At 63.7% G+C, this 17,594-nt stretch carries 16 protein-coding genes; 8 read left to right on the top strand and 8 right to left on the bottom strand.

All coding sequences use genetic code 11. From position 1 onward, the window contains the following. Positions 1 to 83: 83 nt before the first annotated feature. Positions 84 to 1,208, top strand: coding sequence for a methyltransferase (locus tag CKW22_RS12030; RefSeq protein WP_047582611.1), 1,125 nt, complete (start codon positions 84 to 86; stop codon positions 1,206 to 1,208). 32 nt (positions 1,209 to 1,240) lie between these two features. On the opposite strand, the gene CKW22_RS12025 is transcribed toward CKW22_RS12030, so the two are convergent. From CKW22_RS12025 to CKW22_RS12015, 3 genes are read right to left on the bottom strand one after another with little or no spacing between them, the layout of a single operon-like run. Next, complete coding sequence (locus tag CKW22_RS12025) at positions 1,241 to 1,396, bottom strand: DUF2474 domain-containing protein (protein WP_033702943.1); 156 nt, start codon at positions 1,394 to 1,396, stop codon at positions 1,241 to 1,243. Between the two features lie 9 nt (positions 1,397 to 1,405). Continuing rightward, the gene (gene cydB / locus CKW22_RS12020) at positions 1,406 to 2,413 is read right to left on the bottom strand and encodes a cytochrome d ubiquinol oxidase subunit II (protein WP_033702944.1); all 1,008 of its coding nucleotides are present in this window, start codon (positions 2,411 to 2,413) and stop codon (positions 1,406 to 1,408) included. A 3-nt stretch (positions 2,414 to 2,416) separates the two neighbouring features. Next, on the bottom strand, positions 2,417 to 3,853 hold the full coding sequence (locus CKW22_RS12015) for a cytochrome ubiquinol oxidase subunit I (RefSeq protein WP_033702945.1): 1,437 nt from the start codon (positions 3,851 to 3,853) through the stop codon (positions 2,417 to 2,419). A gap of 354 nt (positions 3,854 to 4,207) precedes the next feature. Here CKW22_RS12015 and CKW22_RS12010 point away from each other — a divergent pair, with 354 nt between their 5' ends. From CKW22_RS12010 to CKW22_RS11990, 5 genes are all read left to right on the top strand, one after another. After that, positions 4,208 to 5,428, top strand: coding sequence for an MFS transporter (locus CKW22_RS12010; RefSeq protein WP_033702946.1), 1,221 nt, complete (start codon positions 4,208 to 4,210; stop codon positions 5,426 to 5,428). A gap of 212 nt (positions 5,429 to 5,640) precedes the next feature. Then, positions 5,641 to 6,936 carry an NCS2 family permease gene (locus CKW22_RS12005; protein WP_033702948.1) on the top strand — a complete coding sequence of 432 codons (1,296 nt, stop codon included), beginning with the start codon at positions 5,641 to 5,643 and terminating at the stop codon, positions 6,934 to 6,936. After that, on the top strand, positions 6,933 to 8,018 hold the full coding sequence (gene trmA, locus CKW22_RS12000) for a tRNA (uridine(54)-C5)-methyltransferase TrmA (protein WP_033702949.1): 1,086 nt from the start codon (positions 6,933 to 6,935) through the stop codon (positions 8,016 to 8,018). Before CKW22_RS12005 ends, trmA begins: the two co-directional genes overlap by 4 nt. Positions 8,019 to 8,076: 58 nt before the next feature. Further along, positions 8,077 to 8,982 carry a LysR family transcriptional regulator gene (locus CKW22_RS11995; protein ID WP_095064170.1) on the top strand — a complete coding sequence of 302 codons (906 nt, stop codon included), beginning with the start codon at positions 8,077 to 8,079 and terminating at the stop codon, positions 8,980 to 8,982. A gap of 103 nt (positions 8,983 to 9,085) precedes the next feature. Beyond that, positions 9,086 to 9,520 (top strand): cupin domain-containing protein, encoded by a 435-nt coding sequence (locus CKW22_RS11990; RefSeq protein WP_033702951.1) that lies wholly within the window; start codon positions 9,086 to 9,088, stop codon positions 9,518 to 9,520. 34 nt (positions 9,521 to 9,554) lie between these two features. Here CKW22_RS11990 and pcaG read toward each other — a convergent pair whose 3' ends face one another. Together pcaG and pcaH are read right to left on the bottom strand one after the other, a co-directional pair. Beyond that, positions 9,555 to 10,160 (bottom strand): protocatechuate 3,4-dioxygenase subunit alpha, encoded by a 606-nt coding sequence (gene pcaG, locus CKW22_RS11985; protein ID WP_033702952.1) that lies wholly within the window; start codon positions 10,158 to 10,160, stop codon positions 9,555 to 9,557. A 10-nt stretch (positions 10,161 to 10,170) separates the two neighbouring features. Continuing rightward, positions 10,171 to 10,890, bottom strand: a complete 720-nt coding sequence (gene pcaH, locus CKW22_RS11980; RefSeq protein WP_033702953.1) for a protocatechuate 3,4-dioxygenase subunit beta — start codon at positions 10,888 to 10,890, stop codon at positions 10,171 to 10,173. Between the two features lie 200 nt (positions 10,891 to 11,090). On the opposite strand from pcaH, the gene CKW22_RS11975 reads away from it, so the two are divergent. Together CKW22_RS11975 and CKW22_RS11970 are read left to right on the top strand one after the other, a co-directional pair. Continuing rightward, positions 11,091 to 11,978 carry a neutral zinc metallopeptidase gene (locus tag CKW22_RS11975; RefSeq protein ID WP_095064169.1) on the top strand — a complete coding sequence of 296 codons (888 nt, stop codon included), beginning with the start codon at positions 11,091 to 11,093 and terminating at the stop codon, positions 11,976 to 11,978. 183 nt (positions 11,979 to 12,161) lie between these two features. Then, positions 12,162 to 14,081, top strand: a complete 1,920-nt coding sequence (locus CKW22_RS11970; protein WP_095064168.1) for a methyl-accepting chemotaxis protein — start codon at positions 12,162 to 12,164, stop codon at positions 14,079 to 14,081. A gap of 118 nt (positions 14,082 to 14,199) precedes the next feature. On the opposite strand, the gene ggt is transcribed toward CKW22_RS11970, so the two are convergent. The 3 genes from ggt to CKW22_RS11955 form a co-directional block, all read right to left on the bottom strand. Continuing rightward, positions 14,200 to 15,867 (bottom strand): gamma-glutamyltransferase, encoded by a 1,668-nt coding sequence (gene ggt, locus CKW22_RS11965; RefSeq protein ID WP_033702957.1) that lies wholly within the window; start codon positions 15,865 to 15,867, stop codon positions 14,200 to 14,202. Between the two features lie 117 nt (positions 15,868 to 15,984). After that, a complete protein-coding gene (locus CKW22_RS11960; protein WP_033702958.1) occupies positions 15,985 to 16,881 on the bottom strand; it encodes a LysR family transcriptional regulator in 897 nt (298 codons plus the stop codon). Between the two features lie 91 nt (positions 16,882 to 16,972). Beyond that, positions 16,973 to 17,563, bottom strand: coding sequence for an NAD(P)H-dependent oxidoreductase (locus tag CKW22_RS11955; RefSeq protein WP_095064167.1), 591 nt, complete (start codon positions 17,561 to 17,563; stop codon positions 16,973 to 16,975). Between the last annotated feature and the right edge of the window lie 31 nt (positions 17,564 to 17,594).

Raw genomic sequence — 17,594 nt, 5'->3', positions numbered from 1 at the left:
GACTACCGGCAAAGCCCTGTAGAATGGCGCGGCAAAGCCCGTGGCGATCCGCAACGGGCAGATTCGTACCCGAGCCAGACGCCATGCCCTTGTTGACCACCCCCTATGCCGAACTCGACCTGATCCGCCAGCCGGACCAGGCCAACGAACCTCTGCAGGCATTCGACGCCGCTGACGAGTACCTGCTCGCGCACTTGCATGAGCAGGCGCCTGACGCCAGCTGCCGGGTATTGGTGCTCAATGACAGCTTCGGTGCCCTGGCCGCCAGCCTGGCCGGGCAGCTTGCAGTGACCAGCAGTGGCGATTCGCACCTGGCGCACCTGGCCTTGGAAAAAAACCTCGCGCGCAACGGCAAGCCGTTCGACAGCGTGCCGTTCGTACCGGCCAGCGAACCGTGGCAGGGTCCGTTCGACCGGGTGCTGGTACGCGTGCCCAAGACCCTGGCCTTGCTCGAGGAGCAACTCATTCGTCTGCAGGGCCACCTGGCGCCCGGCGCGCAGGTGATTGCCGGGGCGATGATCAAGCACCTGCCCCGTGCCGCCGGTGAGCTGATGGAAAAGTACATCGGCCCGGTTCAGGCCTCGCTGGCGCAAAAGAAGGCCCGACTGCTGACGGCCACCGTTGCCGACCGCCCGGCCGCGCGCTCGCCCTACCCTAGCCGCTATCAGCTCGAAACGCCGGCCCTTGAGCTGCTCAACCACGCCAACGTGTTCTGCCGCGATGGCCTGGATATCGGCACCCGTGCCTTTCTCCCTCACCTGCCGCGCAACCTGGGCCAGGCCCGTGTTGCCGACCTTGGCTGCGGCAACGGCGTCCTGGCGATCGCCAGCGCACTGGCCAACCCCGAGGCGCATTACACGCTGGTCGACGAGTCGTACATGGCGGTGCAATCGGCGCGGGAAAACTGGCAGGCGGCACTGGGCGAGCGCCCGGCATTGATGCTGGCGGCCGATGGTTTGGCGGGGGTAGAAAAGCAGTCGCTGGACGTGGTGCTGTGCAATCCGCCGTTCCACCAGCAACAGGTGGTGGGCGACTTCCTCGCCTGGCGCATGTTCCAGCAGGCCCGGGAGGCATTGGTGGTGGGCGGTGCGTTGTATATCGTCGGTAACCGTCACCTGGGTTACCACAGCAAGCTGGCGCGGCTGTTCCGAGGGGTGGAACAGGTGGCGGCGACGCCGAAGTTCGTGATTCTCAAGGCCCGCAAGTAAGTGGCTGGGGCCGCTTGGCGGCCCCAGCCCCTTTAATGGGTAGTCAGGCCGGCTGCCCCCATGAACAGCCGCATTACCCAGGCCGCCACCCCCAGGGCCGCCACGCTCATCGCCCAGATCAGCACCAGCCAACCCAGCCGCTGCCACAAGGGCTTTTTCTCTTCTACACCATGCTTGCCGGTCATCATGCGGCCCTCCTAGTGATAGCCGTCTTCGTGAGTCACCTTGCCGCGGAACACGTAGTAGCTCCAGAAGGTATAGCCAAGGATGAACGGCAGGATGAACAACGTCCCCACCAGCATGAACCCTTGGCTCTGCGGCGGCGCCGCTGCGTCCCAGATCGAGATCGACGGCGGGATGATGTTCGGCCACACACTGATACCCAGGCCGCTATAGCCGAGGAACACCAGCACCAGGGTCAGCAGGAACGGCGTGTAGTTGGCATTGCGCGCGACTGCCTTGAGCAACCCGTAGAAGGTCACCAGCACCAGGATCGGCACCGGCATGAACCAGATCAGGTTGGGCATGCTGAACCAGCGATCGGCAATCTGCGGGTAGGCGAGCGGCGTCCACAGGCTGACGATGCCGATCACCACCAGCAGCACCAGCGCCAGCGGCCTTGCCAGGTCATGCATCTGCAGCTGCAGCGGCCCCTCGGTCTTCATGATCAGCCAGGTGCAGCCCAGCAGGGTGTAGGCGACGATCAGGCCCAGGCCGCTGAACAGGCTGAACGGGGTCAGCCAGTCGAGCGTGCCACCGGCATAGTGGCGGTCGACCACCTTGAAGCCCTCGATGAACGCGCCCAGGGCAACCCCCTGGAAGAAGGTGGCGATCAGCGAACCCCAGATGAACGCCTTGTCCCAGATGTGGCGCTTGTCGTCCTTGGCCTTGAAGCGGAACTCGAAGGCCACGCCACGGAAGATCAGCCCGATCAGCATGAGTATTAGCGGCAGGTACAAGGCTTCGAGCACCACCGAATAGGCCATCGGGAAGGCCCCGAACAGCCCGGCGCCGCCCAGCACCAGCCAGGTCTCGTTGCCGTCCCATACCGGGGCGACGGTGTTCATCATCACATCACGGTCACGCTCGCCCTTGACGAAGGGGAAGAGCATGCCGATGCCCAAGTCGAAACCATCCATCACCACGTACATCATGACGCCGAAGATGATGATCACGGCCCAGATCAGCGGAAGGTCGATACCCATGGCTCAGTTCCCCTTGCTCAGGCTGGCAGTGTCGGCCTCATGGCCATCATCGGCGGCGGACAACGGCCGCGCCGGCGTGCGTTTCTGGCCTGGGCCACCCGGGTTGGGTTCATCACCCTCGCCCGTCTGCGGCCCTTTGCGCACCAGGCGCATCATGTAGCCAAGGCCGGTGCCGAACAGCGCGAAGTACACCACCACGAACGCCACCAGGGTAAAGCCGAGCTGCGCATAACTGTGGTTGGACACCCCTTCGGAGGTGCGCATCAGGCCATACACCACCCACGGCTGGCGGCCGATTTCGGTGGTGAACCAACCCGCAAGGATGGCGACAAGGCCAGAGGGGCCCATCCACAAGGTCAGGTACAGGAACGGCCTGGAGCTGTAGAGCGTGCCGCGCTTGCGCAGCCACAGGCTCCACAGGCCAACGAAGATCATCAGCAAGCCCAGCCCGACCATGACCCGGAACGACCAGAACACGATGGTCGAGTTAGGCCGGTCCGCCGCCGGGAATTCCTTCATCGCCGGCACTTGCTTGTCCAGGCTGTGAGTCAGGATCAGGCTGCCAAGCGCTGGGATCTCGACCTTGAAGCGCGTGGTCTCGGCTTTCATGTCGGGGATGCCGAACAGGATCAGCGGGGTCGGCTCGCCCGGCACGTTCTCCCAATGGCCTTCGATGGCCGCGATCTTCACGGGCTGGTGCTTGAGCGTGTTGAGGCCGTGGAAGTCACCGATCACCGCCTGGACCGGCGCGACGATCAGCGCCATCCACATGGCCATCGACAGCATCTTGCGCACGGCCGGGTTGTCACGCCCGCGCAGCAGGTGCCAGGCCGCCGATGCACCGACGAAGAAGGCGGTGGCGACGAACGCGGCGGTGGCCATGTGCATCAACCGGTAGGGGAACGAGGGGTTGAAGATCACTGCCAGCCAGTCCACCGGCACGACCCGGCCATCGATGATTTCGTGGCCTTGCGGGGTCTGCATCCAGCTGTTGGACGCCAGAATCCAGAAGGTCGAGACCAGCGTGCCAAGCGCCACCATGACCGTGGCGAAGAAGTGCAGGCCACGGCCCACACGGTTCCAACCGAACAGCATGACGCCCAGGAAGCCTGCCTCGAGGAAGAACGCCGTCAGCACCTCATAGGTCAGCAAGGGGCCGGTGACGGCACCGGCAAAATCGGAGAAGCGGCTCCAGTTGGTGCCGAACTGATAGGCCATGACCAGGCCAGAGACCACGCCCATGCCGAAGTTGACGGCGAATATCTTCGACCAGAAGTGGTAAAGGTCACGGTAGACCTGGTGGTGGGTCCGCAGCCAAAGGCCTTCAAGGACCGCCAGATAGCTCGCCAGACCAATGGTGATGGCCGGGAACAGGATGTGAAAGGACACGGTAAACGCAAACTGGATTCGGGCGAGATCTAGGGCCTCTAAACCGAACATAGTGCTTCCTCTTCAGATAATCCGGCGTTCGGGCTCGTGGCCTTTGCGCCTACTGCCCCCACGGTATCGAGTGCGGCGAGTTTGAATTGTTCTGTGCAATCGCAGGGATTCCGGCCCAAGGGCCACATCGTTGCCGGTTCGTTGCAAATACAACGATTGATCCAGATCAACGACTGACTGCAAGCATAGTCCTGAATAGCCAGCCGGGCCGTGTGGTTGATTGCCGCGTGACCTGTTGCCCCACCCTCTTTCAGAACCTGTGAAAAAGTGCCGATCACGGCAAACAGTAACTGCTTGTTACAAACAGATGATAATCTGCCGGCCCCTCTACTGCGCCAAGGCCACAGGTTTCCGATGCCCGATTCCGCACCGCAGCTGTTGCGCCATCATCGCCCCTTCCTCGCCTTCTGGCTGGCCCGTGTGTTCACCGCCAGCGGCTTCCAGATGCTCACCGTGGCCATTGGCTGGCACCTCTACCAGCTCACCGGCAATGTGCTCGACCTGGGCCTGGTCGGCCTGGTCGAATTCGCCCCACGGGTGCTGTTCATGCTGCACACCGGGCATGTCGCCGACCGCTATGACCGGCGCAAGGTCGCGGCCCTGTGCCAAAGCCTGCAGGGGCTGATTGCCCTGGCGCTGGTAGTGGGCAGCGCCACCGACAACGTCAGCCGCGAGCTGATCTTCGCCCTGGCCTTCCTGCTGGGCGCCACGCGCTCGTTCGAGATGCCGGCCACCCAGGCCCTGCTGCCCAATGTGGTGCCGCCGGGGTTGTTCCCACGGGCGGTGGCGGCCTCGGCCTCGGCGACCCAGGCAGCCACCATCGTCGCCCCGGCGGTGGGCGGGTTGCTGTATGCCTTCGGCAGTATCTGGGTGTACGGCCCGACCGTGGCGCTGTACGCCATTGCCTGTGCACTGACATTGAGCCTGGACGCACGCCAGCAAGTGGCCCAGCGTGGCCGTGCCAGCCTGGAGTCGCTGCTGGCCGGCATCCGCTTCATCCGCAGCCGGCCAGACATCCTCGGCGCCATCTCGCTGGACCTGTTCGCCGTGCTGCTGGGCGGTGCCACCGCGTTGTTGCCGGTGTTCGCCAAGGACATCCTGCTGACCGGCCCCTGGGGCCTGGGCCTGCTGCGCTCGGCACCGGCGGTGGGGGCGTTGCTGATGTCGCTGTGGCTGGCGCGCTTCCCGTTCGAGCGCAAGGTAGGCCGCACCATGTTCACCGCCGTGGGCGTGTTTGGCGTGGCGACCATCGCATTTGGCCTGTCGACGTCGTTCTGGTTCTCGCTGGCGGTGCTGGTGGTACTCGGTGCGGCGGACATGATCAGCATGGTCATTCGCAGTTCGTTCGTGCAACTGGAGACGCCGGATGAGATGCGCGGGCGGGTGAGCGCTGTGAACGGGTTGTTCATCGGTGCCTCGAACCAGCTCGGTGAATTCGAATCGGGGGTCACCGCGCACTGGTTTGGCACAGTGCCGGCGGTAGTGCTGGGGGGCGTGGGCACGCTGGTGGTGACCGGGGTGTGGATAAAATTGTTCCCGACCCTGGCCAAGCGCGACCGCTTGCACAGCGGTTGATGGCTCGGCGGTACTGGCCTCTTCACAGCTAAACCCACTGCCACGGGCGATGGAAAAGCCATTCCCCGAAGGCCATAGGCCCCTGCCGAGCATGCTGGTATGATGCGCGGCTTTTTTCCGCCCCAGATAAAACCACGGCAACCGGTACGGTCTGTGCTTTGCTGATGGGGTCGATATATATCACGGCGCCGGGGGCGCCTTGGGGAGCGGGCATGCTGGAAAGGCTGTTTCAACTAAAAGCACACGACACCAATGTGCGCACCGAGATTCTTGCGGGCGTCACCACCTTCCTGGCCATGGCCTACATCCTGTTCGTCAACCCCAGCATCCTGGGCGAGACCGGCATGGACAAAGGTGCGATCTTCGTCGCCACCTGCCTGGCCGCGGCCATCGGTTCGGCGACCATGGGCCTGATCGCCAACTACCCGATCGCGCTGGCGCCGGGCATGGGCCTGAACGCCTTCTTCACCTATACCGTGGTTCTGCACATGGGCCATACCTGGCAGGTTGCGCTGGGTGCTGTGTTCCTGTCGGCGGTGATGTTCTTCCTGTTGTCGATCTTCCGCATCCGCGAATGGATCGTGAACAGCATCCCGCTGCCGCTGCGCTCGGCCATTGCCGCAGGCATCGGTTTGTTCCTGGCACTGATTGCCCTGCATAACGCGGGCATCGTCGTCGATAACCCAGCCACCCTGGTGGGCATGGGCGACCTCAAGCAGCCCTCGGTGATCCTCGCCACGCTGGGCTTCTTCCTGATCGTCGGCCTTGAGTCGCTGAAGGTGCGCGGCGCGGTGCTGATCGGCATCCTGGCCGTCACTGTCGCGTCGATCGCGATGGGCGTCACGCCGTTCGGCGGCATCGTGTCGATGCCCCCTTCGCTGGCACCGACCTTCCTGCAACTGGACATCGCCGGTGCCCTCGATGTGGGCCTGATCAGCGTGATCTTCGCCTTCCTGTTCGTCGACCTGTTCGACAACTCCGGCACCCTGATCGCCGTGGCCAAGCGCGCCGGCCTGATGGGCAAGGACGGCCACATGCCGAAGATGGGCCGCGCCCTGATCGCCGACAGCACCGCGGCCATGGCCGGTTCGCTGCTGGGCACCTCGACCACCACCAGCTACATCGAATCGGCTGCCGGCGTGAGCGCGGGCGGGCGTACCGGCCTGACCGCCATCGTGGTGGCCGTGCTGTTCCTGCTGGCGCTGTTCTTCGCACCGCTGGCCGGTAGCGTACCGGCCTTCGCCACGGCACCGGCGCTGCTGTTCGTCGCCGTACTGATGGCTTCGGGCCTGGCGGAAATAAACTGGGACGACGTCACCGAAGCCGCGCCCGTGGTGGTGACGGCCCTGGCCATGCCACTGACCTACTCGATCGCCAACGGCATCGCCTTCGGCTTCATTTCCTGGACTGCCATCAAGCTGATTTCCGGCCGCCACCGCGACCTGAACCCGGCCCTGGTGATCCTTTCCATCCTGTTCGTCATCAAGCTGGGCTGGTTCAACGCATGAGTGCTGCTTTCGACCCCTCCTCCTACGCCACCCAGCTGGACGCCAAGGTTGCCCGGCTGCGCGAGCTGCTGGCGCCGTTTGGCGCGCCGGAACCGGCTGTTTTCGATTCGCCGCGCGAGCACTACCGCCTGCGCGCCGAGTTCCGCCTGTGGCGCGAGGACGGTCAGCGCCACTACGCGATGTTCGCCCCAGGCGAGAAGCACAAGGCGATCCTGATCGACGACTTCCCCATCGCCAGCGAGCGCATCAACCTGCTGATGCCGCGCCTCAAGGCGGCCTGGCAGGCCAGCGAGGCGCTGAGCAACCGGCTGTTCCAGGTGGAGTTCCTTACCACCCTGGCGGGCGATGCGATGGTCACGATGTGCTACCACCGCCCGCTGGACGAGGCCTGGGAAGTGGCCGCACGGCAACTGGCCGAAGACCTGGGGGTGAGCCTGATCGGCCGCTCCAAGGGCAAGCGCCTGGTGATCGGCCGTGATTATGCGGTGGAGCAATTGGACGTGGCGGGCCGCGTATTCAGCTACCGCCAGCCAGAAGGCGCGTTCACCCAGCCCAACGGCGCGGTGAACCAGAAGATGCTGAGCTGGGCCTACGACGCCATTGGCGAGCGCGACGATGACCTGCTGGAGCTGTACTGCGGCAATGGCAACTTCACCTTGCCGCTGGCCACCCGCGTGCGCCAGGTGCTGGCCACCGAGATCAGCAAGACGTCGGTCAATGCAGCGCTGAGCAACCTCGATGAGAACGGTGTGGATAACGTGCGGCTGGTGCGGCTGTCGGCTGAAGAGCTGACCCAGGCACTGAACGAGGTGCGGCCGTTCCGCCGGCTGGAAGGCATCGACCTGAAAAGCTATACGTTCGGCACCGTGTTCGTCGACCCGCCGCGTGCTGGCATGGACCCGGACACCTGCGAGCTGACCCGGCGTTTCGAGCGCATTCTGTACATCTCGTGCAACCCGGAAACGCTGGCGGCGAACATCGCCCAGCTGCAAGATACCCACCGTATCGAACGCTGCGCGCTGTTCGACCAGTTCCCGTATACCCATCACATGGAAAGCGGGGTGCTGCTGGTTCGGCGCTGATCCGTGTCGCGTTGGGGCCTGGCCGGCCCCAACGCACACTGCCAGGAGAGTTGCGCCGATGGACCAGTTCAGTGCCATGCACACCTTCCGCCGCGTCGTAGACCTCGGCAGCTTCAGCGCCGCCGCCAACCAGGCCGGCGTCTCGCATACCGTGCTGTCACGCCAGGTGAAGCACCTCGAACGCCACCTCGGCACGCAGTTGCTCACCCGTACCACCCGCCGCCTGCACCTGACCGAAGCCGGTGCGCTGTTCTATCGCCATTGCGTGCAGATCCTCGAACAGATGCAGGCCATGACCCTGGAACTGTCCGAGCATCAGCAACAACCTGCCGGCACCTTGCGCCTGGGCGTTGCCACGGCCTTTGGCGAGCTGGAACTGGGGCGTTGGTTGCCAGATTTTGTCGAGCGCCATCCACAGCTACAGATCGAGCTGCACTGCAGCGATCGCTTCGTTGACCTGCTGGAGGAGGAGATCGACGTGTGCCTGCGGGTCACCGACCACCTGCCTGACTCCAGCCTGGTGGCACGCCGTCTGGCCACCAGTGAAGTCCTGCTGGTGGCCGCACCGCGCTACCTGCAACGCCACGGTACGCCCGCCTCACCCGACGACCTGGCCGGCCACCCGTTGCTCGGCTACAGCCAGTTGCTGCACCCGCAACGCTTGCAGGTGGCCAACGACGCGGGCGAGCAGCGTGAAATCCTGATGCCCCGGCGCTTGAGCGCCAACTCCCCCATGGCCCTGCGCGCCGCCGCCATCGGCGCCCTGGGTATCGCCAGTTTCGACCGTTTCATCGTCGATGATGCGCTGCGCGACGGGCGCCTGGTGCAGGTGCTGAGCCATTGGCGGCAGCCGGCGCGCAGCCTGTTCGCGGTTTATCCACAGAGCCGTTACCTGGCGCCCAAGGTGCGTGCGCTGCTGGATTACGTGCAGCACTACTACGCAACGCCCAGGTGGCAGGGCTGATTTGTGCTTTATCTGCACAAGTCTTGCGGAGTTTAGGCCGTATTTGTGCTCTTGATGATTCATTAACCTTCGCTGCACGTTACTTCAGCGAAGAGGACTCATCATGAAATCATTGCAGGCAGTCATCACCGGCATCGCGCTCAGCGCTGTGGCAATCGTCGCCCATGCAGCAGAACAAACCGTTTCGGTCCCTGACAACGCGGGCTTGAAGTGGCAGGACGTGCCCAACACCCGCGGCGCCGTCAGCTACGCCAACGTCGAAGGCGATATCTTCGGCAAGGGGCCGTATTCGGCTTATGTGAAATTCAGAAAAGGCACCGACAACGGCCTGCACCAGCACAGCCAGACCTTGCCGACAGTGGTATTGAGCGGGACGTTCTACGCAGTGATCGATGGCAAGCGCACCGAGTACCCCGCCGGGGCCTACTACAAACTGCCCGCCGACCTGGTGCATGAAAGTGGCTGCACGGCGGCTGCCGATTGCCTGTTGTTCCAGTATCAGGCCGATGCCTTTGACCTGAAACCGGTCAAAGGTTGAGAGGCCGGGGCCGCCTTGCGGCCCCAAGCTTCACTCAGAAGTCGAAGAACACCGTCTCCCCTTCCCCCTGAATACGGATATCGAAACGATAGGCCGTCTTCCCATCCACTTCGCAACGCTTGGCAACCAACGTCTCACGGCGCTGCGGCTGCTCGATCAGGTTGAGCACCGGGCACTTGGCGTTGGCTTCGGCTTCATCGTCGAAATACAGGCGCGTGTGCAGGTGGATGTTGATGCCACGGGCAAACAGGCTGATGTTGATGTGCGGCGCCATCGGCACGCCAGCAGCATTGTTCACCACACCCGGCTTCACCGTTTGCACGGTCCATTCACCGGCATCAAAGGTGGTGGCGGTGCGGCCAAAGCTGTTGAAGGCGTTTTCCAGGTTGTATTGATCCTGGTACTGGCCGGCGGCATCGGCCTGCCACAGCTCCAGGAACGAATCGCGCACCAGGTGCCCGTTACCGTCATAGACCTGGCCGATCAACAGGATGTGTTCACCCGGTGCTTCTGGCTTGGCCAGGCGGTTCCAGATTTCCTGGTCGCGGGTCGGGTTGCCGGCCGCTTCCAGGGCCAGGCCGATGTGCACGTAGGGGCCGGCAGTCTGCGAAGGGGTTTCCGGCAGCAGTTCGATTGGCATGGCGGGGTCCTCAGCAGTTTTCGAAGTGGGTCTTGCGCTGGCCGCGCAGCACGATGTCGAAGCGGTACGCCAGGCAGTCCATCGGGTTGGCGTTGCTCATGTCGAGCTTGGCGATCAACTGCTGTACGGCCTCGGGGTTGGCGATCGACTTGACGATCGGGCACTTCGGGATCAGCGGGTCGCCCTCGAAGTACAGCTGGGTGATCAGCTTGGTGGCGATCGACGGGCCGCTGATGCCGAAGTGAATGTGCGCAGGGCGCCAGTCATTCGGGCCGTTGCGCCATGGGTACGGGCCGGGCTTGATGGTGCGGAAGCTGTAGTAGCCGTCGCGGTCGGTCAGGCAACGGCCAACGCCACCGAAGTTCGGGTCCAGCGGGGCCAGGTAGCGGTCGTTCTTGTGCCGGTAGCGGCCGCCGGCATTGGCCTGCCACATTTCTACCAAGGTGTTGGGCACCGGTTTGCCGTACTGGTCGACAACCCGGCCGGCAACGATGATGCGCTCACCGACTGGCAGGCCACCGTTGTTGAAGTTCAGCAGCAGGTCATGGTCGTGGGCACCGAAACCCAGGTGGGTGAAATCCGGGCCGGTGGTTTCGCTGATCGACTGCGGGATGCTGACCAGTGCCTGGCGCGGGGAGCGGGCAATGGACGTCTTGTAGTCGGGGGTCAGGGCTTTGGGGTGCCAGTTGCGATCACGGATCACGAAGCGGCTGGTGTCCTGGGCGGGCATGCCGTTTTCCTCTCTTGGTATTATCAAAACGCCTGTACGTGGCAGGCGGACTTGCAGTTTCGGATAACTCGCGTGGGATGAATACTGAAATCAGCCCCTCAATACATAACCATATGGTTATGGCTTAACACCTTTGGCTGACACCTTTCGCTGAGGTGAACTAATCTTTGTCTTCTTGTTTCACGCTCCGGAGAGCATTCATGGAATGGCGAAAAGGCCGACGCAGCGACAACGTGGTCGATGCCCGAGGCGAAGGTGGCGGTGGTGGCGGCATGCGCTTTGGCGGCGGCAAGGGCCTGGGGCTGGGGGCGATCCTGCTGATCGTGGGCATTGGCTGGCTCACCGGGCAAGACCCGCTGCAGATCCTTGGCCAGCTCACCGGGCAAATGCAACAGCAACAGCAGGCCCCCAGTAGCGTGGGCACCAAGGCGCCGCCGGCCAATGACCAGCAGGCCGAATTCGTCGCCTCGGTGCTGGGTGACACCGAGGACACCTGGAAGGCGCTGTTCTCCCAGGCCGGCAAGCAGTACCGCGACCCCAAGCTGGTGCTATTCAACGGCCAGGTCAACTCTGCCTGCGGCTTCGCTTCGGCGGCGGTGGGCCCGTTCTACTGCCCGGCCGACCAGCGGGTGTACCTGGACATGTCGTTCTTCCGCGAGATGGAAACCCGCTTCGCCGCAGCGGGCGACTTCGCCCAGGCCTATGTCATCGCCCACGAAATCGGCCACCACGTGCAGACCCTGCTCGGCGTGTCGGCCAAGGTTGATGCGGCCCGTCGCAATGGGCAGCGCATGGAGGGCGACAACGGCTTGCTGGTACGCCAGGAACTGCAGGCCGATTGCCTGGCCGGGGTGTGGGCGTATCAGGCACAAAAGCGCCTGAACTGGCTGGAGCCAGGTGACGTCGAGGAAGCACTGAATGCGGCCAACGCCATTGGTGACGACCGCCTGCAGCAGAAAGGCCAGGGGCGCGTGGTGCCCGACTCTTTCACCCACGGCACCTCGGCGCAGCGCGTGCGCTGGTTCAAGGCTGGCTTTGCCGAGGGCGAAGTGAACAGCTGCGATACCTTCAGTGCACGTAACCTGTGACACCCTGCGGGGCTGCCTGGCAGCCCCCGCTTCAACCGGACGACCGGTTACAAATCTGCTGAAAAAGCGTTTCAGCTTCCAGATTCATTGCCGATAACCCCTGCACGAATCAGCGGGCACCCAGAACAACAACGCCTTGCGATCGACGATCAAGAGAGCGAAAACAACTTCTGGAGTGCGTGCATGAACAGCTGGTTTGCCAACATCAGCGTCAACCTCAAACTCGGCCTGGGCTTCGGCCTGGTGCTGATCCTCACCGGCCTGCTGGCCCTGACCGGCTGGACCAGCCTCGGCAGCCTGATCGACCGCAGCAACTGGATGAGCGATATCAGCCAGCTCAACAAGGACCTGACTGACCTGCGCATTGCCCGCCTGCAGTACATGATTGCCAACGGCGACGATGCGGCGGCTGCCAACACCCTGGCCAAGCTGGATACCTTCAGCAACCAGCAGCAACGCCTGGCCGGCTCGTTCAAGAGCCCGGAGAACGTCAAACTGCTGCACGACCTTGGGCAGACCATCAGCCAGTACAAGGTGTCGCTGGGCACCATGCGCGCAGGCTACAACGCCACCCGCGCCGCCCGCGATGCCATGAATGTTTCTGCAGCCAATGCCGACCAGGCCATGGATGCCCTCAGCCAGGACGTCATGGCACGCCTCGAAAGTGACAGCGTGCGCCTGGCCCAGTACCAGCTGATCAGCAAGGCCCGCCAGCAACTGCTGCAGGTGCGCATCGACGTGCGCGGCTACATTGCCGATAACAGCGCGGCCAACGAGCAGGCTGCGCTGCGCCAGCTCGAAGCGGCGCTGGCCGAGGTCGACAACCTCAAGCGCCAGCTGCCCACTGCTGATGCCCGCCTGCAACAGTTCGAACAGTCGGTGCTAGCCTACCGTGACGCCGTGCGTCAGTTCCGCGATGCCCTCGCCGATATCACCAGCGCACGCGCAGAAATGACCGTCCAGGGCGCCGACATCGTCAAGACCAGCGACGCGCTGTACAAGATCCAGCTGGAGCGCCGCGACATCGAGAGTGCACAGGCCCGCAGCCTGCAGGCCATCGCGACCCTGCTGGCGTTGCTGGTAGGTGTACTGGCAGCGGTGCTCATCACCCGGCAGATCACCCGCCCGCTGCAGGAAACCTTGCAAGCGGTGGAACGCATCGCGGGCGGCGACCTGACACACGACCTGCGTGTCACCCGCCGTGATGAGCTGGGCGTGCTGCAACAGGGCATCGCCCGCATGGGCACCACCCTGCGCGAACTGATCAGCGGCATCCGCGACGGCGTCACCCAGATCGCCAGCGCCGCCGAAGAGCTGTCGGCCGTTACCGAACAGACCAGCGCAGGTGCCAACAGCCAGAAGGTCGAAACCGACCAGGTGGCCACCGCGATGCATGAAATGGCGGCAACCGTTCAGGAAGTCGCCCGCAACGCCGAGCAGGCCTCGCATGCCGCCACCGGTGCCGACGACGAAGCCCGCGCCGGCGACCGTGTGGTCGGTGAGGCAATCAGCCAGATCGAACGCCTGGCCGCAGAAGTGCACCGCTCCACTGAAGCCATGAGCCTGCTGCAGCAGGAAAGCCAGAAGATCGGCAGCGTCATGGACGTGATCAAGTCGGTGGCCGAACAGACCAACCTGCTGGCGCTGAACGCCGCGATCGAAGCCGCCCGTGCCGGCGAGGCGGGCCGCGGCTTTGCCGTGGTCGCCGACGAAGTGCGCGGCCTGGCGCAGCGTACGCAGAAGTCCACCGAAGAGATCGAAGAGCTGATCGCCAGCTTGCAGCACGGCACCCAGCAAGTGGCCACGGCCATGCAGGGTAGCCGGACCCTGACCGACAGCAGCGTCGAACTGGCACGCAAGGCCGGTGCCTCGCTGGAAAGCATCACCGGCACGGTGTCGAACATTCAGTCGATGAACCAGCAGATTGCGGCGGCGGCGGAAGAGCAGAGCGCGGTGGCGGAAGAAATCAGCCGGAGCATTCTGAATGTGCGGGATGTGTCTGAGCAGACCGCGGCGGCCAGTGACGAGACGGCGGCGTCCAGTGTTGAGCTGGCGCGGTTGGGTGGGCAATTGCAGATGCTGGTGAGCCAGTTCCGCGTTTGACCTTTAGATAGCATTCGCGGGGCAAGCCCGCTCCCACAGGTTTACGCTCTCGGAAGGCAGCGGTAATCCTGTGGGAGCGGGCTTGTCCCGCGAAGAGGCCAGCACTGAGTCTACAGAATTACTTGACGATCATCCCCACCCCACGCCCACGCGGGTCAGAAGCCGTCTCAAGCTTGTCTCCGTTCACCCGGATCGCCTGGATATCGCCCATCTCCCAGCCCTGGTCCTCCAGCACATACCCCATTTTCTTAAGGTCGTCCGCTACCGGCCCGGTCAGCGGCGCATAGCTGTCGAAATAAAGGGTGTCCTTGGGCAGCAACTGATGGTGCACGCGCTGTGCGGCCACCGCTTTCTCAAGCGGCATGCCGTAGTCGTACAGGTTGTTCATCACCTGGAAGATCGACGTGAAGATCCGCGAACCGCCCGGCGTGCCGATCACCAGCTCGACCTTGCCATCGCGGGTCATCAGGCTCGGGCTCATGGATGACAGCATGCGCTTGCCGGGCTCGATGGCGTTGGCATCACCGCCGACCACGCCAAAGGCATTGGCCGCCCCCGGTTTGGCGCTGAAGTCGTCCATCTCGTCATTGAGCAGGAAGCCGGCGCCCTTGACCACCACACCACTGCCGTAGTCGAGGTTGAGGGTGTAGGTGTTGCTGACCGCATTGCCCTGCTTGTCGACGATCGAGAAGTGCGTGGTCTGGTGCGGCTCCAGGCCCGGCTTGACGTCGTCGGTTGCCGAAATGGCCTTGGGGTTGACCTGCGCGGCGCGCTTGGCCAGGTAATCCTTGGCAATCAATTGATCCACCGGCACCTTGGTGAACGCCGGGTCACCCAGGTAGTCGGCGCGGTCGGCGAACACGCGCTTCTCGATCTCGGCCAGCAAGTGGATGTACTGCGCAGAATTGTGCGCGACGCCTTTGAAGTCCGCCGCACGGTCTTCCTTGATACCCAGCAGCTGGGCCAGGGCCACACCGCCAGAGCTTGGCGGCGGCGCGGTGTAGACCACGTTGCCACGCCAGCTCAGGGCCATCGGCTCACGCCAGACGGCCTTGTAGTCCTTGAGGTCTTGCTTGGTGATCAGGCCTTTGTCCGCCTGCATCTGCGCCACCAGCAGGTCGGCGGTCTTGCCCTGGTAGAACTCGCTCACGCCCTTGTCGGCAATGCGTTCGAGGGTCTGGGCCATCTCGGGCTGCTTGAACAGCTCGCCCACCTTCATGGTGCCGAAATAGTCGTTGAAATTGGTCGCGGTCTTGAACAGGCCTTGGGCATCGTTGCGGTACTGGTACTGCTTTTCGGCGATCTTGAAGCCGTTTTTCGCATAACCGATGGCCGGGGTCAGCAACTCGCTCCAGGGCAGCTTGCCGAACTTCTGATGCGCCTCCCACAACCCCATCACCGTGCCGGGCACGCCGGCGGCGCGCACGCCAACCAGGCTCAGGTTCTCGATCACTTCGCCCTTGTCGTCCAGGTACATGTTGCGGCTGGCGGCCTTGGGCGCCACTTCGCGGTAGTCGAGGAAGTAGGGTTTGCCGTCGACGAACAGGGTCATGAAGCCACCGCCGCCGATGTTACCGGCTTCAGGGTAGGTCACCGCCAGGGTGAACGCCGTTGCCACGGCGGCGTCCACGGCGTTGCCGCCTTTTTTCAGAATATCGGCGGCCACCTGTGCGCCATATTGATCAGGCGCGGCCACTGCGCCACCCTCAAGGGTGGCCGCAAAGGCCGAGGAACAGCTCAGGATAGCGGCTCCGAGGGCCATGGACTGGAACAGGACAATACGCATGACACTTCCTTGGTGTTGTTTTTGTTGATCAGTCAGTAAGGCCGAAGCGCGTCGACTGCACAATCCAACGTAGGAAGTTTCGCCGCCTTTGGGCAGGATTTGTCGCGTTCAGGCAACTCAGCAGGCGTACATCGCCAGCTTGCGCTGGATGAAGTCGAGAAAGCACTGGATGCGCAGCGCCAGCTGGGTGTTGCGGTAATACACCGCATGGATCGGCTGACGGTACCCGTTGTTGGCATCGCCCAGCAGCACCTGCAGGCGGCCGCTGCGGATGTCTTCGTGGGTCATGAAGTGCGACAGGCTGACGATGCCCTCCCCGGCCAGGGCCAACTGGCGCAGGGTCTCGCCGCTGGAGGCGATCAGCGCGGGGCGGATCGCCCAGCGGTCGCCCTGGGCATGGCGCAACGGCCAGTGGTTGAGCGACTCAGGCTGGCTGAACCCCAGCAGGCAGTGGTTGGCCAGGTCTTCGACGTGCTGCGGCGTGCCATGGCGTTCCAGGTAGGTAGGGCTGGCCAGCACCTGCACCGGGCTGCAGCCCAGGTTGCGGGCGTGCAGGCTGGAATCGGCCAGCTCACCGATGCGGATCGCCACATCGGTGCTTTGCTCCAGCAGGTCGATGATCAGGTCGTCGGTGTTGAGTTCCAGCTCGATGCCGGGGTACTGGCGGCGGAATTCGCCGATCCAGGGCAGGATGGCATGCAGCATGAACGGCGCAGCGGCGTTGATGCGCAGGCGCCCGGTGGCGGTCTGGCGGTTCATCGACAGGCGCTCTTCCATCTCGTCCATCTGTTCCAGAATCACCCGCGAGCGCGCCAGGAAGAAACGGCCTTCTTCGGTCAGGTCCATGCGCCGGGTGGTGCGGTTGACCAAGGTGGTGCCGAGTTTGGCCTCCAGGCGCGACAGGGTGCGGCTGACGGCGGACGGGGTCTGGCCCATCTGCTCGGCAGCGGCGGAGATCGAACCGCAGTCGATCACGGCGACGAATACCTGGAGTTCTTCGGATCGGGTTTTCACGCGCTTGGCCTTGGCTGGAGTGTGCGGTGATAGATAGCGGGTCAGTCGGGTCTGTGCAAGGTGGCTGCTGTGCAGCCCCTGTCACAGGCGCTTACGCAGCCTTGCCAAACACCTTGCCCAGGTGCGCTTCATAAGCGGCCAACGCCGCTGGTACATCCGGGCGCTTCATTACATCCACCGCCAGGAAGGTCGGCAACCCGGTCATGCCGAGGAACTGGTTGGCCTTGTGGAACGGGAAGTACACGGCGTCCACACCCTTGCCCTCGAAGAAATCGCCAGGGTTGTCGAACGCTTGCTGCGGGGCATTCCAGGTCAGCGACAGCATGTACTGCTTGCCCTGGATCAGGCCACCGCTGCCGTACTTCTGCGAAGCATCCGCGCGGGTCCGGCCGTCGCTGGCGTACAGGCTGCCGTGCCCTTCGGTGAAGACATCATCGATGTACTTCTTCACCGTCCACGGTGCGCCCATCCACCAACCGGGCATCTGGTAGATCACCACATCCGCCCAGAGGAACTTCTCGACCTCCTCCTGCACGTCGTAGCCACCATCGATGAAGGTCTGGCGCACGTCGAAACCGGCACGGTCCAGATGAGCGAGCGCCGCTTCGTGCAGGGTCGCGTTGAGGCGGCCATCGGAGTGAGCGAACTGTTTACCGCCGTTGAGCAAAAGGATCTTTTTCATGCTGGCCTCGATGTGTCGATGTCGATCCGAG

Origin of the sequence: Pseudomonas sp. Irchel s3f19 (assembly GCF_900187555.1) — a bacterium.
Lineage (GTDB): Bacteria > Pseudomonadota > Gammaproteobacteria > Pseudomonadales > Pseudomonadaceae > Aquipseudomonas > Aquipseudomonas capeferrum.
Note: the sequence above shows the minus strand (reverse complement) of the source record. Positions and strands in the feature narration are given on the sequence as shown.